The organism is Bradyrhizobium sp. GW821-FHT13H06, assembly GCF_058803975.1.
On the sequence record NZ_JBXAPN010000005.1, the window covers coordinates 313,696 to 334,557 of the forward strand.

General features: G+C 66.3%; 17 protein-coding genes. 10 read left to right on the plus strand and 7 right to left on the minus strand.

Annotated features, from left to right (window positions below):
- Window positions 1-92: 92 nt before the first annotated feature.
- Both AC1RQP_RS23015 and AC1RQP_RS23020 read left to right on the plus strand, forming a co-directional pair.
- Window positions 93-419 (plus strand): hypothetical protein, encoded by a 327-nt coding sequence (locus AC1RQP_RS23015; protein WP_239621879.1) that lies wholly within the window; start codon window positions 93-95, stop codon window positions 417-419.
- A gap of 126 nt (window positions 420-545) precedes the next feature.
- Window positions 546-1,226: a glutathione S-transferase family protein gene (locus AC1RQP_RS23020; RefSeq protein WP_492938617.1), complete on the plus strand. Its 681-nt coding sequence runs from the start codon at window positions 546-548 to the stop codon at window positions 1,224-1,226.
- 54 nt (window positions 1,227-1,280) lie between these two features.
- Here AC1RQP_RS23020 and AC1RQP_RS23025 read toward each other — a convergent pair whose 3' ends face one another.
- From AC1RQP_RS23025 to AC1RQP_RS23040, 4 genes are all read right to left on the minus strand, one after another.
- Complete coding sequence (locus AC1RQP_RS23025; protein ID WP_492938618.1) at window positions 1,281-3,290, minus strand: HAMP domain-containing methyl-accepting chemotaxis protein; 2,010 nt, start codon at window positions 3,288-3,290, stop codon at window positions 1,281-1,283.
- A gap of 267 nt (window positions 3,291-3,557) precedes the next feature.
- Window positions 3,558-6,104, minus strand: a complete 2,547-nt coding sequence (locus AC1RQP_RS23030; RefSeq protein WP_492938619.1) for an HWE histidine kinase domain-containing protein — start codon at window positions 6,102-6,104, stop codon at window positions 3,558-3,560.
- Complete coding sequence (locus AC1RQP_RS23035) at window positions 6,101-6,619, minus strand: biliverdin-producing heme oxygenase (RefSeq protein WP_492938620.1); 519 nt, start codon at window positions 6,617-6,619, stop codon at window positions 6,101-6,103. Before AC1RQP_RS23035 ends, AC1RQP_RS23030 begins: the two co-directional genes overlap by 4 nt.
- A 397-nt stretch (window positions 6,620-7,016) precedes the next feature.
- Entirely contained in the window at window positions 7,017-7,460 is a 444-nt protein-coding gene (locus AC1RQP_RS23040) for a nuclear transport factor 2 family protein (protein WP_197967995.1), read from the minus strand.
- Between the two features lie 91 nt (window positions 7,461-7,551).
- On the opposite strand from AC1RQP_RS23040, the gene AC1RQP_RS23045 reads away from it, so the two are divergent.
- Window positions 7,552-8,469, plus strand: coding sequence for a LysR family transcriptional regulator (locus AC1RQP_RS23045; RefSeq protein ID WP_035695439.1), 918 nt, complete (start codon window positions 7,552-7,554; stop codon window positions 8,467-8,469).
- 208 nt (window positions 8,470-8,677) lie between these two features.
- Here the strand turns inward: AC1RQP_RS23045 and AC1RQP_RS23050 are convergent, their stop codons facing one another.
- Entirely contained in the window at window positions 8,678-9,298 is a 621-nt protein-coding gene (locus AC1RQP_RS23050; RefSeq protein WP_239621872.1) for a glutathione S-transferase family protein, read from the minus strand.
- Between the two features lie 128 nt (window positions 9,299-9,426).
- Between AC1RQP_RS23050 and AC1RQP_RS23055 the strand changes: the two genes are divergently transcribed.
- Window positions 9,427-10,704, plus strand: a complete 1,278-nt coding sequence (locus AC1RQP_RS23055; protein ID WP_492938621.1) for a flavin-dependent oxidoreductase — start codon at window positions 9,427-9,429, stop codon at window positions 10,702-10,704.
- Between the two features lie 211 nt (window positions 10,705-10,915).
- On the opposite strand, the gene AC1RQP_RS23060 is transcribed toward AC1RQP_RS23055, so the two are convergent.
- Together AC1RQP_RS23060 and mutY are read right to left on the minus strand one after the other, a co-directional pair.
- Window positions 10,916-11,338, minus strand: coding sequence for a PaaI family thioesterase (locus AC1RQP_RS23060; RefSeq protein ID WP_492938622.1), 423 nt, complete (start codon window positions 11,336-11,338; stop codon window positions 10,916-10,918).
- Window positions 11,339-11,405: 67 nt separating this feature from the next.
- Window positions 11,406-12,527: an A/G-specific adenine glycosylase gene (gene mutY, locus AC1RQP_RS23065; protein WP_492938623.1), complete on the minus strand. Its 1,122-nt coding sequence runs from the start codon at window positions 12,525-12,527 to the stop codon at window positions 11,406-11,408.
- Between the two features lie 158 nt (window positions 12,528-12,685).
- On the opposite strand from mutY, the gene AC1RQP_RS23070 reads away from it, so the two are divergent.
- The 6 genes from AC1RQP_RS23070 (at window position 12,686) to AC1RQP_RS23095 (ending at window position 20,707) form a co-directional block, all read left to right on the plus strand.
- Complete coding sequence (locus AC1RQP_RS23070; RefSeq protein WP_492938624.1) at window positions 12,686-13,177, plus strand: DUF721 domain-containing protein; 492 nt, start codon at window positions 12,686-12,688, stop codon at window positions 13,175-13,177.
- Between the two features lie 127 nt (window positions 13,178-13,304).
- Window positions 13,305-13,976, plus strand: coding sequence for a DsbA family protein (locus AC1RQP_RS23075; protein WP_239621867.1), 672 nt, complete (start codon window positions 13,305-13,307; stop codon window positions 13,974-13,976).
- A 217-nt stretch (window positions 13,977-14,193) separates the two neighbouring features.
- Window positions 14,194-17,658, plus strand: a complete 3,465-nt coding sequence (gene smc / locus AC1RQP_RS23080; RefSeq protein WP_492938625.1) for a chromosome segregation protein SMC — start codon at window positions 14,194-14,196, stop codon at window positions 17,656-17,658.
- Window positions 17,659-17,788: 130 nt separating this feature from the next.
- Complete coding sequence (locus AC1RQP_RS23085) at window positions 17,789-18,769, plus strand: small ribosomal subunit Rsm22 family protein (RefSeq protein ID WP_239621865.1); 981 nt, start codon at window positions 17,789-17,791, stop codon at window positions 18,767-18,769.
- Window positions 18,770-18,908: 139 nt separating this feature from the next.
- Window positions 18,909-19,469: a LemA family protein gene (locus AC1RQP_RS23090; protein WP_239621864.1), complete on the plus strand. Its 561-nt coding sequence runs from the start codon at window positions 18,909-18,911 to the stop codon at window positions 19,467-19,469.
- A gap of 32 nt (window positions 19,470-19,501) precedes the next feature.
- Entirely contained in the window at window positions 19,502-20,707 is a 1,206-nt protein-coding gene (locus AC1RQP_RS23095) for a M48 family metallopeptidase (protein ID WP_492938626.1), read from the plus strand.
- The last annotated feature ends 155 nt before the right edge of the window (window positions 20,708-20,862 follow it).

A 20,862-nucleotide genomic window follows, 5' to 3' on the forward strand; every position in this document is an offset into this window, starting at 1 on the left:
CGCTTCGCTTTGCCCACCCAGCGGCGCCTTGAACATCGCCTCCACGAGGACTAGACTCCCGCGATCAGCCCCGTCCTGACCGGTTGGGCTCCATGCGACGACATTCCGAGACATTGCTGCTGGTGCCGCTGCTGCCGATCTTCCTGGTCGGCATGTTTCCGATGTTCCTGATCGCGCTGTTGGGATTTTTCGGGCTCGCGCTGTTCGGCATGCTCGTGATTTGCGTCGGGCTCGCCAGCAGCAACGAGGCGCACGACAATTTCAACCACGACGTCATCGTCCACGGCTACGCGCGCGGGCCGGAGCGCGCGGCTCGGGCCTCCGACATGCATCTGGCCGCGCGACTCGGGCTGCGGCTGGAGGCCGTGGGCGCGGCCATGGTCATTACGGCGGCAATCGGCCTTTGTTACGCCGCTTGACCTGCGCACCGCGCAGACACCGCCCGGCAAACTCGCCGGTTGCTCTCCCGCAGCGGGTTCAGGCAAGACAAGGTCCGCCTAACCACGCCGCGCTCGCCCGCGCAACAGACACCGAGGAGATGCTCGATGCTCAGATTCTATTTCAACGGATCGCCGAATCCGACCAAGGTTGCGCTGTTTCTGGAGGAGTCCGGACTGGCCTTCGAGCCGGTCAAGATCGACACCCGCAAGGGCGAGCAGTTCGCGTCCGAATTTCTGAAGATCAATCCGAACGGCAAGGTGCCGGCCATCGACGACAACGGCACGATCGTGTTCGACTCGAACGCCATCCTGCTCTATCTCGCCGAGAAGACCGGCAAATTCCTGCCCTCGAACCGCGCCGAATTGCTGTCCTGGCTGATGTTCGTGGCGACCGGCGTCGGGCCGTATTCGGGTCAGGCCGTCCACTTCAAGCATTTCGCGCCGAAGGACCAGAACCACGACTACGCCCATAATCGCTACCAGTACGAGGCCGATCGCCACTACAGGATTCTCGACGGTCACCTCGAAGGCCGCCGCTACATGGTCGGCGACAGCTATTCGATCGTCGACATGGCACTGTGGGGCTGGGCGCGGATGGTGCCGTTCAAGCTCGGCGATGACGCCTTCGCGCGATACCCGAACGTGAAGCGGCTCGTCGACGAGATCTCGGCGCGGCCCGCGGCGGCGCGCGCCATCGCCCTGAAGGACAAGTTCACCTTCAAGGCCGAGATGGACGACGAGGCGCGCAGCAACATGTTCAAGCACATGACGACCAAGGTAGCCTGATCGCGCCGCTCCTCGAGGCCACGCGCATGCGCGTGGCCTTTTGCGTTTGAGATTTTAGGCGGCGTGGACCGAGCTCAGGAACTTGGCCACTTCGAGCTTGAGGCGGTTGCTGTCGGCCGAGAGCGAGCGTGCCGCCGAAAGCACCTGCGAGGACGCCGAGCCGGTCTCGGAGGCGCCGCGCTGCACGTCGCCGATGTTGGACGACACCAGCTGGGTGCCGTGGGCCGCCTGCTGGACGTTGCGGGAGATCTCCTGCGTCGCAGCGCCCTGCTGCTCCACGGCGGCGGCAACCGTCGACGAAATTTCCGACAGCCGCTCGATGGTGCCGCTGATCTCCTTGATCGAGCCGACCGACTCCTCCGTCGCGGCCTGTATGCCGGAGACCTGCTGGGCGATCTCGCCGGTGGCCTTCGCAGTCTGCTCGGCCAGCGCCTTGACCTCGGAGGCGACCACCGCAAAGCCGCGGCCGGCTTCGCCCGCACGCGCCGCCTCGATGGTGGCGTTCAGTGCCAGCAGGTTGGTCTGGCCGGCGATGGTGCTGATCAGCTCGACCACGTCGCCGATCCGCGCGGCGGCCTTGGAGAGCGCGCCGACGCGCTCGTTGGTACGGCTCGCCTGACCGACGGCCTCGGTGGCGATGCGGGCGGATTCCTGCACCTGGCGGGCAATCTCGGATACCGAGGAGGAGAGCTCCTCGGTCGCCGAGGCGACCGCCTGCACATTGGCCGAGGCCTCCTGCGAGGCGCTGGCGACCTCCGTCGACAGGTCCTGGGCTCGCGCCGCGGTCGTGGTCAAGGTACCTGCGGAGGCTTCGAGCTCGCCCGAGGCCGACGACACCGTGTTGACGATCTCACCGACCGCCTGCTCGAACTGATCGGCAAGCCTGGCCATGTCCTTCTTGCGGTTCTCGGCCTGCCGCGCCTCGAGCTCGGCCTGCTCGGAGCGCATGCGCTCGGTCTCGATCATGTTGTCCTTGAACACCTGGATCGCCTTGGCCATGTCGCCGATCTCGTCGGCCCTGCCGCGGCCGGGAATCTCGACATCGAGATTGCCGCCGGCAAGCCGCCCCATCGCACCTGTCATCGAGGTCAGGGGACCGACGATGCTGCGGGCGATCAGGAAGGCGACGATGCCGCCGAACAAAATGGCGAGGCCGCCGGCGATCTCCTGAACGGTCGTCGTTCCGGCGATCACGGCTTCGGCGATGGCGCGCGATGCCTGGTAGTCCTGCTTCAGCGTCGTTTCCGCCGCCTTGAGCTTGCCGATGCTATCGACGATGAGGGGCGCGAGGTTCTTATGGTAGATCTCGTCCGCCTGAAGCATCGCTGCCGAGGTGGTCTCGAACGCCGATTTGTAGATTCCGAGCGCGGTCTTCACCGGCGCCAGCGTGGCTCGCAACTCCGCCGCCTGCGGGCTCTTTTCGAGTGCCGCGAGCCGTTGCGCTGCCCTGTCGACGCTCGCCCTGAAGGTCGCAGGGCCCTGCGTATCGCGAAGGGCCAGAAAACGCCAGTTTGCGATCCTCACGAGCAGGATTCGCGATTCGAGATCGGCGACGAGGGCCGCGGTATCTTCGTCGACGGCGGCGCGCGCCACGTCGACGAGCTTGCCCGTCTTGACGGCGAGATCCTCCCCGCTCGGCAGCAGCGTCGCCTTGCCCGTCCTGGCCTCGTTGACGGCGTCCCCGAGATTGTCACGCAGGCGTCGCATTTTGGCGATGTCGTCGATCAGGCCGTTGTAGAGCGTTCTCCGCTCCTCCGAGAGCGTGCGCTTCGCCTCGGCCTGCAACAGTGTGATCGCGGCAGTTTCCCGCTCCTGGGCCTCCTTCATCGCAGGCTCGTTCGCATCGTAGACGTAGCGCAGATTGGCGCGCTGGATCGCCTGAAGATGGGTGGACATCTCCAGCACCCGCGCCGTGCTGTCCGAGAGCGCGGATTGTCTTGCGACCTGATCCTGCACGTCCCGCAAATTCCAGACGGCAACCACGGCCATCACGAGACCGACCGCCACCAGGGCCATGAAACCTGCGTACAGGCGTCCCCTGATCCGCAAACGAAACTTCGGCATTCCCACTGTCCATCCAGATGATGTGAATTCGAGGGGCCGAACAACTCCGGCGATCGTCACGGCCACCCTGGCAGCCGCACGTCGCGCCCTGGCGACCCACGCTGCACCGCGGTACAATGGGGGACACTTGTTAATTGAACCTTCCAATTGTTCGCGCGCGCCGGTTCGGGCCCGCGCCAAATCTGCTGATTTTATCGGCAGCTATGCAAAGCCGCATGCGAATCCGCCGGGGCATGCAGGACTCCGCATGCAGTCCGTAACGGATGCTTATCGGGCGCCCGCCTGCTGCAATTTGCCGAGCGCGTTCTCGACCACTTCCAGAGTGTAAGGTTTCTGGACCACCGGCGCCGACGCCAGTTGCTCCGGGAGCGGCGCGCGCTCGCCATAGCCGGTCGCGAAGATGAAGGGCACCCCGATCTCCTTGAGCTTCTGAGCCACCTTGATGCTGCTCTCGCTGCCGAGGTTGAGGTCGAGCAGGGCAAAGCTCGGCCGGGTGCGCTCGATCGACCGCAGCGCCTGATCGACGGTCGCGGCGGTGTCGACGTGGCGGGCGCCGAGATCGAGCAGGATGACCTCCGCCGCCATGGCGATGATCAGATTGTCCTCGACGATCAATGCCGTGTCGGAAATCCTGGGTCGGGCGGACTGCTGCTCCTCGACGCGCATGGCGGCTCCTGCGATGGACGGTACCAATTCGACGAAGTTGGGGGGAATCACGAACTTCGCCTGCACGCCCAACAGGTCGAAGCGGATCTCGGCATCGCCCTTGAGGTCGAACGGCACCGATCGCTCGATGATCGTGGTGCCAAAGCCGCGCCGCGACGGCGGCTGCACCGGCGGACCGCCGCTCTCCTTCCATTCGATGACGAGGCTGGAGGATGGATCAAGGCGCCAGACCACTTCGACACTGCCGGTGGAATCAGCAAGTGCGCCGTATTTGGCGGAATTGGTCATCATCTCATGCACGACGAGCGCCAGCGTGGCGAACGCCTTTGGATCGAGCGCGACGTCCGGACCGCCCATCTTCACCCGTTCCGCGCGCGCACCAAGATAGGCGCCGGCCTCGGACTCGACCAAGGTGCGGAGCGCGACCGGGGCCCAGTTCAGGTTTGTGATCTGGTCGTGGGCGCGCGCCAGCGCCTGGATGCGGCCGCCGAGCACGCCGGCGAACTCCTCGACGCTGGTCGCGGTGTCCTTGCTCTGCGCCACCAGGGCGCGCACGAGGCTCAGGATGTTGCGGACGCGGTGATTGAGCTCGGCGATCATTAACTCCTGCCGCTCCTGCGCCCCGCGGCGCTCGCGCGCGGCGAGGTCGGACAGTTGCAGGATCACCTCGAGCAGCGTGACGCGCAGGCTCTCGGCGATGCGGATGTCGGCCGCGGACCACGGCTTCGACTGTCCTGCCACCGTTTCCTGCCAGAGCTCGAAGCTCTTGCGCGGCGTCAGGCGCGGCCCGTGCGGACCTTCGTCGTAGACCTTGTTGGGATCGACCGCCCACTTGACCGAGCGCGTCACCTCGCGCCGGAAGAAGATCAGGCAGTCGCGCGGGGTGCGCGAGATCGGGATGGCGAGAAAGCCAGCCGCGCGGTCACGGAAGGCCTGGCCGGCGGCATAGACCTTGGCGATCTCGGCGGTCGCGAAAATCCGCCCCGGCGAAGTCCGGTTGATGAAGGCGACGAGATCCTTCACCTCGTCTTCGGTCGGCGTCTCGCCCTCAAGCGCGATCTTGTTGTCGGACCAGACCGCGACGCCGTCGCACTCGATCATCTTGCGGTAGTCACCAAGGAAATCGACGATCGCACGGCGGCTGTGCTCGTGGGAAGCCGCGATCTCGATCAGTCGCTCCTGGACCTGATGAGCGCGGGCCTCATAGGCGACGTCGCCCTCGCGCTCGCGGCCCTCCACGATCCAGGAAAACATCTGCCCGAACAGTTCGGAGGCCGTACGCTTGTCGAACGAAATATAGCGCGGCGAATAGTGATGGCAGGCAAACAGACCCCACAGCTTGCCGTCGCGCAGGATCGACACCGACATGGAGGCGGCAACGCCCATGTTGCGCAGATATTCGATGTGGATCGGCGAGACCGAGCGCAGCACGCTCATCGAAAGATCGAGCAGTCCTGCGTTGTGCGTAGCCGTCGACACCAGCGCGGCCGGCCCGGCATTGACGTCGGCGATGATGCGCAGCCAGTTGCGCTGGTAGAGGGCCCGCGCCTGCCTTGGAATGTCCGATGCCGGATAGCGCAGGCCGAGGAAGGTTTCGAGCCCCGCCTCCACGGTCTCGGCGATCACCTCGCCTGATCCGTCCGGATGAAACTGATAGACCATGACCCGGTCGAAACCGGTCAGCACCTTGAGCTGGCGCGCCGCCTCCCGCGCCAGATCGGCCATGCCGCGCGTCTTGCGGATCCTCTCGAGCATCAAGCGCACGAGTTCGCCCGAATTGACGCCGGGCTCGTGCGCGCTCTGCTCCGCCTCGATGATCAGATAAACGCCGGAAAGATGAATCGAGAGATCGAAGGGCGGCCTGCCTGGCTGCAGCTCCACGCCGAACAGGCGTTCCGTCGCGTCCGGACCACCGAGATGATCAACGCGTCCGCGGATCGTTTCGACCGCCGTCGCAGAGACGACGCTCGACAGCGGCTGCTGGAGCAGGTCGGCAACATCCGTTCCAAGGAAGCTCCCTACGTTGTTCGATGCCATGCAGATCGTGAAATCCGACAGCACAGCCAGCAGGAAGCCAAACGGCTGCACGCTGCCGGGAATGTGAATCGGCTCGCGGTCGCAATTGGTGAGATTGACCGCCTCGTTCATGCCCGGTCCGCCGCCCGCTCGAATGCGTCGAAAGCAATGCGAGCGAAATCGATGATCTCGTCCTCGTCCCCCGGCTCTTCGCTTGCGAGCTTCATCAGAAAGCTCTGCCAGAGCCGCTTGCCCGCGCCATGGCGGAGATAGGTGGTGGCTTCACTGATGCGCGAATCGCCCGCGTCCGTGACCGTCTTCAGCAGGAATTTCGCGCCGAGCCGCGAGCCCTCCAGCACATACATCGTGCCCAGCACCCCGCTGCGCGTCAGCCGCGGCACCGGCACTGTCGCCGCCGCGCTCGTGCCGAGGCGTCCGAGATCAACCGCAATCGCAGCGCTGCGCGATCGTTCGGACCAGTCCGGAAACATGCGCTCCACGCCGGCCTCGACGAGCGCGGCTTCGAGCGGAAGAAGAGCTCCGGCGCTGGCCTGAAGAAAGCGGCGATAGCCGGCAAGCCCGCCGAGATCGAATGCGGAAAGCTGGGTGTCGAGCGCGCGGTGCGCAGCCGAGGTCGCTTCTCTCAATCGTTCGCGGAGTCCGGAGAAGCTGCAGCCCACCTGTGTCGAAACGTGCGAAGCCCCAGCGAGCATGAAATTCCCGGAAATGCAGGTTGCCGGGGCGCGATCGCTCCCGAGCGAGGGGAACGCCGGCGAAAACCGAAGGTTCCGCCGGCCTCGGAAGGAAATAGAGGCGCCTCCGCTCTATTTCCGCCGGACAGGTTTTCTCAGCTCGTACGCAATCTCCGACCGCGTCATTCCGCAATCCAGAAGTTCCCGCTCGCTCATGGCGGCAAGCTGGCCGTGTATCCGCGTGCGCTCTCGCCGGAGCCGGATGATCTCCGCCAGCTTTCGCCAGACCCACACGACCCTCGCAGACCGGAACGAAGGGCGCCAGCCGGCAGACCAGATGGTGCTCAAACCGTTAGCCCGCGGCTCTCGCGACCGTTTGTGGAAACGGACCGAGCGCCCTCTCGGTCAGGATCGAGTCGCAATACTCGCGGATTTCCTTGATCTTGCCGTCCGCGAGGCGAAACACCAGGCAATAGTCGTTGTCGTAGCGCACGCCTTCGGGCGTGACGTTGTCGCCCTTGGCTTCCACGACGACGATGTCCCCGTCGGCGATGAAGCGGTGAGCGATTGTCCGCGTCCGGTCGCGCAGGCGCGTCCGCACATAGCCGTGCAGGTCGTTGAGGATCGCCTCCTTGCCTGAAAAGGTGCGGGACCAGGAATATTGCCCGGTCACGATCCATTTGGCGTCGTCGGCAAGACTGGCGGTGAACAAGGCGCGGTCGCGCACGGCCGGATCGGGATTGGCGGCGGCGGCAAAGATATCCTGCATCAGTTTCTTGTTGGCGGCTGCGCTCATGGCGGCATCTCCGTGGTGTGACATCGCGAAGATCATCACCGGCCGATCAGCATTCTTCAAATCGATAGTCGATATGATATATATTCGCTTTATGAATTTGAATTCGCTTGACCTCAATCTGCTGACCGCGCTCGATGCGCTGCTGCGCGAGGCCAATGTCAGCCGCGCCGCGCTGCGGCTCGGGCTGTCGCAGCCGGCGGCGAGCCATGCGCTCCAGCGCCTGCGCGACATTTTTGGCGATCCGCTGCTGGTACGCACCGGCGCGCGGATGGAGCTGACGCCACGGGCCCTGGCGCTGCGCGCCCCGCTGGCGCAGGCGCTGGATCAGGTGCGCGGGCTGTTCGTGCCCGACGATTTCGACGCCGCGCGCAGCGAGCGCCAATTCCGCCTGATGATGCCGGATCTCGCGGTCGAGCTGTTGATGCCGCGCTTCATGGAGAAGGTGACGCAGGCCGCGCCCAACGTCCGCATCGACGTCGTGCCGTGGCGGGGATCGGCGATCTTCCATGCCGAATTCGCCCGCACCATCGACCTCGTGATCTCGATCGGAAACGCCTTCAAGGGTTTTCACCGCCAGCTGCTCTATACCGACAGCGACGCATTGGCGGTGCGGCGCGGCCATCCGATAGGCGCGAAGCTGAAGCGGCGCGAGACGTTCCTGGCTGCGCGCCATGTCGGCGTGATCATCCGCGGCGGTGCCGAGGACCTGATCGACCCCTGGCTGCGAGCCAAGGGCATCGAGCGGCATATCTCGCTGGTGGTGTCAGGCTATCTCGAGGCGCTGCACGTCGCTGCCCGCACCGACCTCGTCGCCTTCGTGCCGCGCCGGCTGATCGCGGCGCTGTCGAAGCAGCTCGGCCTCGTCACGGTGACGCCGCCGCTCGACCCCGGGATCGACGAGCAGTTCATGTTCCATCCGACCCGCGCGCAGATGGACCCCGGCTCGATCTGGCTGCGAAGGCTGATGCTGGAGACCGGGCGGGAGCTGGAGAAGCGGCGCGCCGGTTAGATGCCCCTCACCAAACACGGTGTCGTCCCGGACAAGCGCGTCAAAGCGCGCGCCGATCCGGGACTGATAGCCACACAGAGATGTTTGGCGAAGACCGGTCATTCGGGACTTCAACCGATCGCAATCGACAGATTCCGCGGTATGGATCCCGGACCAGCGCTCGCGACGCTCGCTTGTCCGGGACGACGGCGGAATATGACGCCGAGCCTTATGCCTTCTGCGCCGCCATCACCTTGCTCACCGCAGGGCGGTCGGACATGCGCTTGAAGTGGTCGGCGATCTTCGGCGTCGCATTGATGTCGACGCTGTCGCCTTCGAGCCAGGTCGAGAGCGTGTAAAGATAGGGATCGCAGATCGTGAACTGCTCGCCCATGACCCAGGGTCCCCGAAACATCTTCTGCTCGATGAGCTTGAAGCAGGCCGCCATGGTCTTCGGGACCATTGCCTTCATGTCGGCGAACGAGCTCTCCTGCGTCGCCCAGCGCGCGCCGCGCATCTTGTGAGCGTGGTTGATGTGCACGGTCGAGCAGAGATAGGAGTTGAACGACTGCACCTCGGCGAAGTCGAAGGGATCGTCGAGCGGTGCGAGCTTCGCCTTGGGGAAGGTCTGCGCGATGTAAGCCAGCATCGCCGGCGTCTCGGTCAGGACGCCACGGTCGGTGACCAGCGCCGGCACACGGCCCTTCGGGTTGATCGCGAGATAGTCCGGGCTGTTCTGCTGGTTGTCCTTGAAGCTCAGCCGCTCGGCCGTGTAGTCGGCGCCGGCTTCTTCCAGGGTGATGTAGGTGGCGAGCGCGCAGGTGCCGGTGGCGTAGTAGAGCTTGAGCATGTCGGACCTCATGAGAAAACCGAAAATTAACGACTGTCGGGCCCGACGTCCATAGCACAACATCCTATTCGCAGTTGCCCACCGCCATCCGGCTGTGCCAAGACGCCCTGCGATAGGGAGGGGTTCTCATGACGGTACTCATCGCCGGTGGCGGCATCGGCGGGCTGACGCTTGCGCTCAGCCTGCACGGAATCGGCGTTCCCGCAAAAGTGTTCGAGAGCGTCGCGGAATTGAAGCCGCTCGGCGTCGGCATCAACGTGCTGCCGCATGCGGTACGCGAGCTGATCGAGCTCGGCTTGATGGACAAGTTGGACGCCAGCGGCGTGCGGACGCGCGAGCTCGCATATTTCTCCAAGCACGGTAAGCCGATCTGGAGCGAGCCCCGCGGACTGGAGGCCGGGTACAAATGGCCGCAATTCTCGATCCACCGCGGCACGCTGCAGCAGCTCCTGCTCGACGCCGCGATCGAGCGGCTCGGCCGCGAGAACATCCTCACCAGCCACCATCTGACCGGCTGGACCGAGACGGCGGACGGCGTGCGCGCCGATTTCATCGACAAGGCGACCGGCAAAGCCGCCGGGACCTACGATGGCGCGATTCTGATCGCCGCCGACGGCATCCATTCCGCCGTGCGCGAAAAGCTCTATCCGGGCGAAGGCCCCCCGATCTGGAACGGCCGCATCCTCTGGCGCGGCGTGACGCCCGCGAAGGCCTTCCTCAGCGGCCGCACCATGATCATGGCGGGGCATGAGATCCTGAAATTCGTCTGCTATCCGATCAGCAAGGCGCCGGATGCGGCGGGCAACCATCAGATCAACTGGGTCGCCGAGCGCCACATGCCCCCGACCTATCAGTGGCGGCGCGAGGACTATAACCGCACCGCGCGGCTGGAAGAGTTTTTGCCCTGGTTCGAAAACTGGAAGTTCGACTGGCTCGACGTGCCCGGGCTGATCAAGAACTGCCCGCATGCCTATGAATATCCGCTGGTCGACCGCGATCCGGTGTCGCAGTGGACCTTCGGCCGCGTTACGCTGATGGGCGATGCCGCGCATCCGATGTATCCGATCGGCTCGAACGGCGCCTCGCAGGCGATCCTCGATGCCCGCGTCATCACCCGCGAGATTCTCGCGCATGGGCCAACGAGCGCCGCCCTGCTCGCCTACGAGGCCGAGCGGAGGCCCGCGACCACCGACCTCGTCCTGCTCAACCGCAAGAACGGCCCCGAGCAGGTGATGCAGCTCGTCGAGGAGCGCGCGCCCGACGGCTTTGAGGTCGTCACCGACGTCTTGTCCCAGCAGGAGCTGGAAGGCATCGCCGCGAACTACAAGCGCGTCGCGGGATTTCAGGTCGACGCGCTGAATGCGAAGCCGCCGATCGTGAGCGCGGGTGCGCGCGCGAGGGCGTGATGCTCTCGCACGAGGCGAGATGCCCGTTGATGTGCCCTCGCCCCTTGCGGGAGAGGGCAGCGATGCCGGTAGACGGGGGCTCACTCGGGTGAGGGGTATCTTTCCGCGAGTCCAACTCGCAGTTTAGACTCGCGGAGAGAAACCCCTCATCCGGCGCTTCGCGCCACCTTCTCCCACAAGGGGAGAAGGAAGAGCAGTGCGCAACACCAAACTATTTCCCCACCACCCTCGCCGCCTCCAGCAGCCGCTCGCTCGCGCTGGCCGTCGCCAGCACGGTGCCGTCCTCTGCCATCAGCTTGGCTTCGACGAAGGCTATCGTCTTGCCGAGCTGCGTCACTCTCGCCTCGCCGATGATCGGCCCGGGCCTGGCTGGGGCCAGAAAGTTCACGGTCATGCTGATGGTGGTGGTGTAGAGCCGGCCCTCGCTCATCACCAGCACCGCAGGGCCCATCGTGTCGTCGAGCATGGCCGAGAGCATGCCGCCCTGGATGAAGCCCGCGGGGTTGCAAAACTCCGGCTTGCCCTCGAAACCAAGCCTGATCCAGCCCTCCTGCGGGCGGGCATCGAGCAGGCGCCAGCCCAATAGCTCGGCGCAGGGTGGCCTTCGGAAGTTGTCGAGCGCGGTCTTGACCATGCGAGATCTCCTGTTGCCCGCTGGTACCGCAAGGCTGCTGACAGCCTGTTGTCAGCAGGATGGGGTCCTAGAAACCCAATCCATGCGCGATGACCTTGCGCATGACGTTGGGCAGCGCTTCGCCGGCCAGGGTTGCGATCGGCACCCAGCGCATGCCCTCGGGCGCGCGGGTGCGGGCTTCCACCTTCGCGGTGTAGACCACCAGCTCCAGCGGGAAATGCGTGAAGACGTGGGTGACGACGCCCACCTTGCGCTGCCAGCGCGACAGCCCCTTCAGCTCCGGCGCCTGCTGCTTCGCCGCCGCATCGTCCTGGCCGGCGAGCCAGTCCGAGCCCGGCACCTCCGTCATGCCGCCGAGCAGCCCCTTGTCGGGCCTCGAGCGAACCAGCAGTTCGTCGCCGCGCGTGACCACGAAAGCCGCCCCCCGCCGCAGCGTCCCGCTCTTCTTCGGCGCCTTGCGCGGAAAGGTCTCCTGCGTGCCCTGCGCACGCGCGATGCAATCCTCGCTCAGCGGGCACAGCGCACAGGCCGGCTTCTTCGGCGTGCAGATCGAGGCGCCGAGATCCATCAGCGCCTGCGCGCTGTCCCCCGCGCGAGACGTCTCGTCGCCGGCGCGAGAATCCGCCAGCAGCGTCGCCGCCAGTTGCTGGATCAGCGGCTTGGCCTGCGGCAGCTCCTCCTCGACCGCGAACAGGCGCGACACCACCCGCTCGATATTGCCGTCGACCGGCATGGTGCGGCGGTCGAAGGCGATCGCGGCGATCGCCGCCGCCGTGTAGGGCCCGATCCCCGGCAGCGCGCGCAAGCCCTCCTCCGTATCGGGAAAGACGCCGTCATGCTCGCGCATCACCGCGACCGCGCAAGCATGGAGGTTTCGCGCGCGCGAGTAATAGCCGAGCCCCGCCCACATCCGCAGCACGTCGTCCAGGGAAGCCCGCCCCAGCGCCGTGACATCCGGCCAGCGCGCGACGAATTTTTCGAAATAGGGGCCGACCGCCTTCACCGTGGTCTGCTGGAGCATGATCTCGGACAGCCAGACGCGATAGGGGTCCGATGTCTCACCGGGAGCCGCGCGCCAGGGCAGGCGGCGACGGTGGCGGTCGTACCATTGGAGGAGTGCCAGCGGTCGAGCCAGACGTTCCGGTTGAACTGGTTCCGATTTTGCCCTGCGGGCCGATTTGAGGGGCATACTCGCACTGTAACGACGTGGGGCCGATCTCTCCACGTCATGCCCGCGCTTGTCGCGGGCATCCACGTCTTTATTCGCGGCAAGACGCAGATGGTCGGCACAGCCCGGCCATGACGGCGGCAGTTCCTGACGCGTCGCGCACAGTGCTATAAGGTCCCATGTCCAAATTCCCTCCCAAGCCCGGTCCCATCAGCGCCAAGCCGCTCGGCATCCTGCTCGACGACGTGTTTGCCGAGGCCTATGCCAAGCAGGGTTTTGCCGCGCGCGAGCTGGTGACGCGGTGGGCGCAGATCGCGGGGCCGGAGATCGCGGCCCATGCCGAGCCGCTCAAGATGCAATGGCCGCGCCCGGTGGAGGGCCAGCCGCAGGAGCCGGCGACCCTGGTGCTGCGGGTCGAGGGACCGATGGCGCTGGAGATCCAGCACTCCGCCGATGTCATCTTGGAGCGGGTCAACCGCTTCTTCGGCTGGAACGCGGTCGGCAAGCTCGCCTTCCGCCAGGCTCCTCTGTCGCGCGCCCAGCGCCGGGTGCGGCCCGGCCCGCCGGACCCCAACAGCGTCGCCAAGGTGGCGGAGAGCCTGGGCGGCATTGAGGATGACGAGCTCAAGTCGGCACTGGCCCGGCTCGGGGCCGCCATCAAGCGAAATTGAGCCTCATTCCGCCGCCAAACTGGACCCGTCCGTGCGGCTCGCCATTGCCTCAATCGACGTTTCAAGCTAGCGACAGGCCGTCCGGGCGGGAACCTCGGACGAACCTTGCCAATCCCGGGAGCCGACCTTGATCATCACCCGCCGCGCCTTCACCACGATGCTGTCGCTGACCGGGCTTGCCGCGCTCACCGGGCTCCCGCCGCTGCGGTTCGTCTCCGAGGCCATGATCCCTGAAGCCATGGCGCAGTCCGCCGCCGATGTCGCCAAGCCCGTGTCGCTGCCCGACATGGCGCTCGGGCCGAACGATGCCGCCGTCACCATCACCGAATATGCCTCGATGACCTGCCCGCACTGCGCCGCCTTCAACGAGCAGGTGTTCCCGAAGATCAAGAAGGAATACATCGACACCGGCAAGGTGCGTTACATCTTCCGCGAGTTCCCGCTCGACATCAAAGCCGCCGCCGGATCGATGCTGTCGCGCTGCATCGCCAATGGCGACGCGCAGAAATATTTCGCGGTCACCGACATGCTGTTCCGCCAGCAGAACGACTGGGTGCTGAAGAACACCACAGAGACCTTGACGCGGATCGGCAAGCAGGCCGGTCTCACCCAGCAGCAGGTCGAGGCCTGCCTGAAGGACCAGGCGCTGCTCGACAAGATCGCCGCTGACCAGAAATATGCCAGCGACGTGCTGAAGGTCGATTCGACGCCGACCTTCTTCATCAACGGCGAGAAGATCAAGGGCGAGGCCTCGTTCGAGGAATTCGCCAAGAAGATCAATCCGCTGCTCAAGAGCTGATTCGCACGCGACAATCCTGATTCGCGCATCTCAAGCCGCATCCTTCCCGGCATAAATCCCTTGGGAAAAGCGGCTTTCGCTGGTTGCCCTCGCGGCGCACCGCGGCCATTGTCCAGCCGCATGAGCCGCCTCGCGCGACTCACCCAGACAGCGACATTGCCTTCCATGGTATTGTCCCGGCAGGGAGATTCGCGCCTGCCAACAGAGATGCGTGTTTATGAAAATCACCCGCCTGCGCCTTCACGGCTTCAAGTCCTTCGTTGAGCCCACGGACTTCGTCATCGAGCCCGGCCTGACCGGCGTGGTCGGTCCCAACGGTTGCGGCAAGTCGAATCTCGTCGAAGCGCTGCGCTGGGCGATGGGCGAGACCTCGTACAAATCGCTGCGCGCCGCCGACATGGACGCGGTGATCTTCGCCGGCTCCGGCAACCGTCCCGCGCGCAACCACGCCGAAGTGACGATGACGATCGACAATGCCGATCGTACCGCGCCGGCGGCGATGAACGACAGCCAGCTTCTGGAAGTCTCCCGCCGCATCGAGCGCGAGGCCGGCTCGGTCTACCGCATCAACGGCCGCGACGTGCGCGCCCGCGACGTACAGATCCTGTTCGCGGACGCCGCCACCGGCGCGCGCTCGCCGGCGCTCGTCCACCAGGGCAAGATCGGCGAGATCATCCAGGCCAAGCCGGAACAGCGCCGCCGCGTGCTGGAAGACGCCGCCGGCGTCGCCGGCCTGCACGCCCGCCGTCACGAGGCCGAGCTGCGGCTCAAGGCGGCCGAAACCAACCTCACCCGCGTCGAGGACGTGATCGGCCAGCTCTCCGGCCAGATGGAAGGCCTGAAGAAGCAGGCCCGCCAGGCGGTGCGCTATCGCGAGGTCGCCGCCAAGGTCCGCAAGGCCGAAGCCACGCTGTACCATCTGCGCTGGATCGGCGCGCATGCCGACGTCAACGAGTCCGGACAGACCCACGATCTCGCGGTGCGCGAGATGGCCGAGCGCACCCAGCACCAGGCCGAAGCCGCCCGCATCCAGGCGATCCGCGCCGCCGAAATGCCGGCGCTGCGCGACGCCGAGGCACGCGCCGCAGCCGGGCTCCAGCGCCTAACCAATGCCCGCGAGCAGCTCGACCGCGAGGAAGAGCGCGCCAAGGAGCGCGTCGCCGAGCTCGAGCGGCGCCTCGCGCAGTTCGAAGGCGACATCTCCCGCGCCCAGCAGCAGACCATGGACGCCGACGTCGCCCTCCAGCGGCTCGACGCAGAAGACGCCGAGCTGAAGGAAGAGATCAAGTCGCGCGTCGAGAAGCGCTCCGGCGTCGACGAACGCGTCGCCGAAGCCGAGGCGGTGCTGACCGAAACCGAGCAGAAATTCGCCGAGCTCACCACTGCGCTCGCCGACCTCACCGCCAAGCGCAACCAGCTCGAGGCCAACGTCCGCACGCACCGCGACAAGCTCGCCCGGCTCGACCAGGAAATCGCGAATGTGGCGGCCGAAGAGCAGAAGCTTGCGCAGGAGACCGGCGGCTTCGGCGATCTCGACGAGCTGACCGCTCTGGTCGAGACCGCGGAGCAGACGCTGGCCGCTTCGGAAGCCGCCGCCCAGGCGAGCGAGGCCGCGCACGTGGCTGCGCGCCAGACGCTGGAATCCTCCCGCTCGCCGCTGGTCGAGGCCGACAAGCGCGTGCAGCGGCTCGAGACCGAGGCGCGCACGATCTCCAAGATCGTCAATGGCGAGACCAAGAATCTATGGCCGCCGATCATCGACGGCATCAACGTCGACAAGGGCTTTGAAAAGGCGATCGGCGCCGCGCTCGGCGACGATCTCGATGCGCCGATCGACCCGTCGGCGCCGATGCGCTGGACCAATGTCGGACACACCGAAGGCGATCCGGCGCTGCCCGAAGGCGTCGTGCCGCTCGCCAATCACGTGCAGGCGCCGGCCGAGCTGGCGCGCCGCCTGGCGCAGATCGGCGTGGTGCCGCGCGAGCGCGGCGCGGAGCTGGTCTCGCAGCTCAAGACCGGCCAGCGGCTGGTCTCGCCCGAGGGCGACGTCTGGCGCTGGGACGGCTTTGTCGCCGCGGCTCACGCCCCGACCGGTGCCGCCCGCCGCCTTGCCGAGCGCGCCCGCCTCGTCGATATCGAGAACGAGCTGGAGCAGGCCCGCATCGACGCCCAGATCAAGCGGCAGGCGCTGGAGAACGCCGAGTCCGAGCTGCAGATGGCGGCCAGCACGGAAGGCGCTTCGCGCGAAGCCTGGCGCGCCGCGCAGCGCGAGCTCAATGTCGCGCGCGAGCGCCATGCCACCGCCGAGCGCGAGATCAGCCGCCACGCCGCGCGCAAGGCGACATTGTCGGAAGCGCACAGCCGTCTCGCCGCCGACCGCGCCGAAGCCGAGGCCGCCTACGAATACGCCGAAGCCGGCATCTCCGAGCTGCCGTCGAGCGAGGACACCGAAACGCGTCTCGCCGCCGTCCGCAGCGACATCGAAGGCCATCGCCGCATGGCCGCCCAGGTCCGCGCCGAGGCGCAGGCGCTGGCACGCGAAGCCGAGCTCGCCGACCGCCGCGTGCAGGCGATCCTCGCCGAGCGCACCGAGTGGCAAAATCGCAAGGAGAGCGCGGCCTCCCACATCGACACCATCCAGGCCCGCATCGCCGAGCTCACGATCGAACGCAGCGAGCTCGAAAACGCGCCGGCCGTGTTCGCGGAGAAGCGCAGCGCGCTGATCACCGAGATCGAGTACGCCGAGAACGACCGCCGCATGGCCGCCGACGCGCTCGCTACCGCCGAAAGCGCGATGGCAGAGACCGATCGCGTCGCCAAGCTGACGCTCGAGGCACTGTCGAGCTCCCGCGAGGCCACTGCCCGCGCCGAGGAGCGCATGGAGGGTGCGCGGCGCCGGCTGGAGGATGTCGAGCGCGAGATCCGCGACATGCTCGAGGTCGAGCCGCAGGCGGTCGCCGGCCTTGCCGAGATCGAGCCAGGCGCCGAGCTGCCCCCGCTGCACGACATCGAGGAAGACCTCGAAAAGATGCGGCGTGACCGCGAGCGGCTGGGCGCGGTCAACCTGCGCGCCGAGGAGGAGCTGCGCGAGGTCGAAACCCAGCACACCGGCCTCGTCACCGAGCGGGACGACCTCGTCGAAGCCATCAAGCGGCTGCGCCAGGGCATCCAGAGCCTCAACAAGGAGGCGCGCGAGCGGCTCCTGACCTCGTTCGAGGTCGTCAACAACCACTTCAAGCGGCTGTTCGTCGAGCTGTTCGGCGGCGGCGAGGCCGCGCTGCATCTGATCGAGAGCGACGACCCGCTGGAGGCCGGTCTCGAAATCATCGCCAAGCCGCCGGGCAAGAAGCCGCAGACGCTGTCACTGCTCTCGGGCGGCGAGCAGGCATTGACCGCGATGGCGCTGATCTTCGCGGTGTTCCTCACCAACCCCTCGCCGATCTGCGTGCTGGACGAAGTCGACGCGCCGCTCGACGACCACAACGTCGAACGGTACTGCAACCTGCTGCACGAGATGACCAGCTCGACCGACACGCGCTTCATCATCATCACGCACAACCCGATCACGATGGCGCGGATGAACCGCCTGTTCGGCGTCACCATGGCCGAGCGCGGCGTCTCGCAGCTGGTGTCGGTCAGCCTCGCCGAGGCCGTGGACATTCTCGATCAGAATGTGGCGTGAGGCTGCTCTCGTCCTCCACCCATTGACGTCATCATCCGCGAAGGCGGATGATCCAGTACGCCGTGACATCTCGGTTTACGGCACTGTTTCGGAGTACTGGATGCCCCGCCTTCGCGGGGCATGACCGCGGATGATGATCGCCCCCACCCTCCCCGCTGAACTCAAAGCCGCCCTCGACGGCAAGCTGCAAGGCTTCTCCCGCACCGACGCGGCACAGCGGTCGCAGAAGATCTCGACCACCTATCGCGCCGGCGGCGGCTCCGGCGCGATCAAGTCGGAGGCCGATGCCCTCGCCTACGCGCTGGCGCGCATGCCGGCGACCTATGCGGCGGTGGCTGCGAGCCTGAATGCGCTCGCCGAGATCGCGCCCGACTTCGCCCCGGAAACGCTGCTCGACGTCGGCGCGGGCCCGGGCACCGCGAGCTGGGCGGCCGCGGAGGCGTTTCCGTCGCTGCAGGATTTCACGCTGCTCGACGCCAATGCCACGCTGAGCCGGCTCGCGCTCGAGCTGGCACGCGGCAGCTCGCGATTGGCGGAGTGCCGCTATTTGCCCGGCGATGCCGGCGGAAACCTTGCAGAGGTCTCGCAAGCCGATCTTGTCATCGCCAGCTACGTCATCGGCGAACTCGGTGAGACCGAGCAGCGCGCGCTCACCGAGGCCATGTGGGCCAAGGCGCGCCACGCGCTGGTCGTGATCGAGCCCGGCACGCCCGCCGGCTACGCCCGCATTCTCGCACTGCGCCAGCAGCTGATCGCGGCCGGCGCCTACGTCGCCGCGCCCTGCCCGCACGAAAGGTCGTGCCCGCTCATTGCGCCCGATTGGTGCCATTTCAGCCAGCGCCTGCCGCGCTCGCAGGCGCACCGCCAGATCAAGGGTGCCGAGGTGCCGTTCGAGGACGAGCGCTTCATCTACGTCGCCTTGACCCGCGCGCAGCCCAATACGCGCGCGGCGCGCGTGCTGGCCCCGCCGGATGTCGGCAAGGCCGAGATCACGGCAAAGCTCTGCAGCCAGGGCGGCGTTGAACTTGCGAAGGTGCCCCGCCGCGACAAGACCGCCTATGCACGTGCCCGGCGCTGGCGCTGGGGTGATGCCGTCATTGCCGAAAGTTAACCCTGTCAAGGGCTTTCACCTTGAACTCGGATGGCTCCCGATCCGACCAAGTCTAACCTCCCCTCTGCGTCGGGCTCTCATCCTGCGCCAATTTGGTCTACCCTAAGCGCTCGTCTTCTTCCCTCTTCAGGAGTTCTCCATGTCGACCGGCTGGATCGTTCTCGGCGTCATCGTCGTCCTCGTGCTGTTCGCCTTCAGCGCCTATAACCGCCTGGTGGCGCTGAGCCAGCGCGTCGGCCAGGCCTTTGCCGATATCGACGTGCAGCTCAAGCAGCGTCACGACCTGGTCCCGAACCTGGTCGAGACCGTGAAGGGCTACGCCTCGCACGAGCGCGGCACGCTCGATGACGTCATCAAGGCGCGCAATTCGGCGATGTCGGCGCAGGGACCGGCGCAGGTGTCCGCGGCCGAGAACCAGCTGTCCGGCGCGCTCGGCCGGCTGATCGCGCTGTCGGAGGCCTATCCCGACCTCAAGGCGAACGCCAATTTCCAGCAGCTCGCCAGCGAGCTCTCCGACCTCGAGAACAAGATCGCGGCCAGCCGCCGTTTCTTCAACAGCGCGGTCCAGGAATACAACACCGGCATCCAGCAGCTGCCCGCCGCCCTGTTCGCCGGCATGTTCGGCTTCACCAAGAAGGACTTCTTCGATCTCGGCGCCAGCCGTACCGAGGTCGAGACCGTACCTCAGGTGAAGTTCTGAACTGAGCCGATAGGCCAGCAGGACATCGCGTCATGGCCGCGTATGGTCTCTACACGCACATCGCCTCGAACAAGTTTCGTTCGATGCTGCTGCTCGCCGGCCTGTTCATGCTGGTCTACGTGCTGGTCTATGCCGGCGCACTGGTCGCCGAGGTCGTCATCAACGGCAATGGCACGGTCGCCTACTATCTGAGCCGCGCCTTCACCGACCTGCTCAAGGCCGCACCGTTCGCGACGATCGCGGCGGCGCTCTGGACCGTGATCGCCTATTTCTTCCACCAGTCGATGATCGATGCCGTGACCGGCGGCCACGACGTGACCCGGCAGGAGGAGCCGCGGCTCTACAATCTGCTGGAAAACCTCTGCATCTCGCGCGGCATCACCATGCCGAAGCTGAAGATCATGGAGAGCCCAGCCCTGAACGCGTTCGCGACCGGCCTCAATCCGCGGCAATACTCCATCACCGTCACCACCGGTCTTCTCGCCGCGCTGAACGACAAGGAGATCGAGGCGGTGCTGGGCCACGAGCTGACCCACATCAAGAACGGCGACGTGCAGCTCATGGTCGTCGCCGTCATCATTGCCGGCGTGGTCGGATTCTTCGGCGAGTTGTTCTTCCGCCTGTTCACGAACTTCAACTGGAGCTCCGGGGGCTCGGGCTCCTCCTCCCGGTCGTCCTCGTCATCGAGCGACAGCAAGAGCTCCGGCGGCGGCGCGGTGATCGTGATCATCATCGCGATCGTGCTGATCGTGGTGGCCTGGCTGCTGTCCCAGGTGGTGAAGCTCGCACTGTCGCGGTCGCGCGAATTTCTCGCCGACGCGGGCTCCGTCGAGCTGACGAAGGATCCTGACGCGATGATCTCGGCGTTGCGCAAGATCGAAGGCCGCGGCGAGCTGCCCGGCGCGACCTCGGCGGTGATGGAGCTCTGCGTCGACAATCCGCGCGAGGGCTTTGCCGATTTGTTCGCGACCCATCCCTCGGTGCAGTCCCGGGTCGATGCGCTGGTCAAGTTCGCCGGTGGCCACGACCCCGGTCCGCTGCCAGACCCCGCAGAAGAGACGGATCACCCCGAGACGGAACAACCCGAGGCACAAGCCAACCCGCAGGATGCGCAGCCGCCGCTGCCGCATGGGCCGTGGAACGACGCGAGCAACCCGGCTGGTCCGCCGCCCGTGCCGGCCCCAGGCCCCTCAGGAGCTCCGGCGGGCAATGCGATCGGACCTTGGGGCCGCCATTGAGCGCGTGATTTACCGCTACACGCGGCGGTTTTCCGGGTGATCCGGAAAAACCACTGGAATTGCCGCAACTGCGGCCCAAGGAATTGAATTCTCCCTTGTTTCTGCCATGTTCGCGCCCAACAGCAGACTCGGGACATCGATCTGGGGCCCGGCCG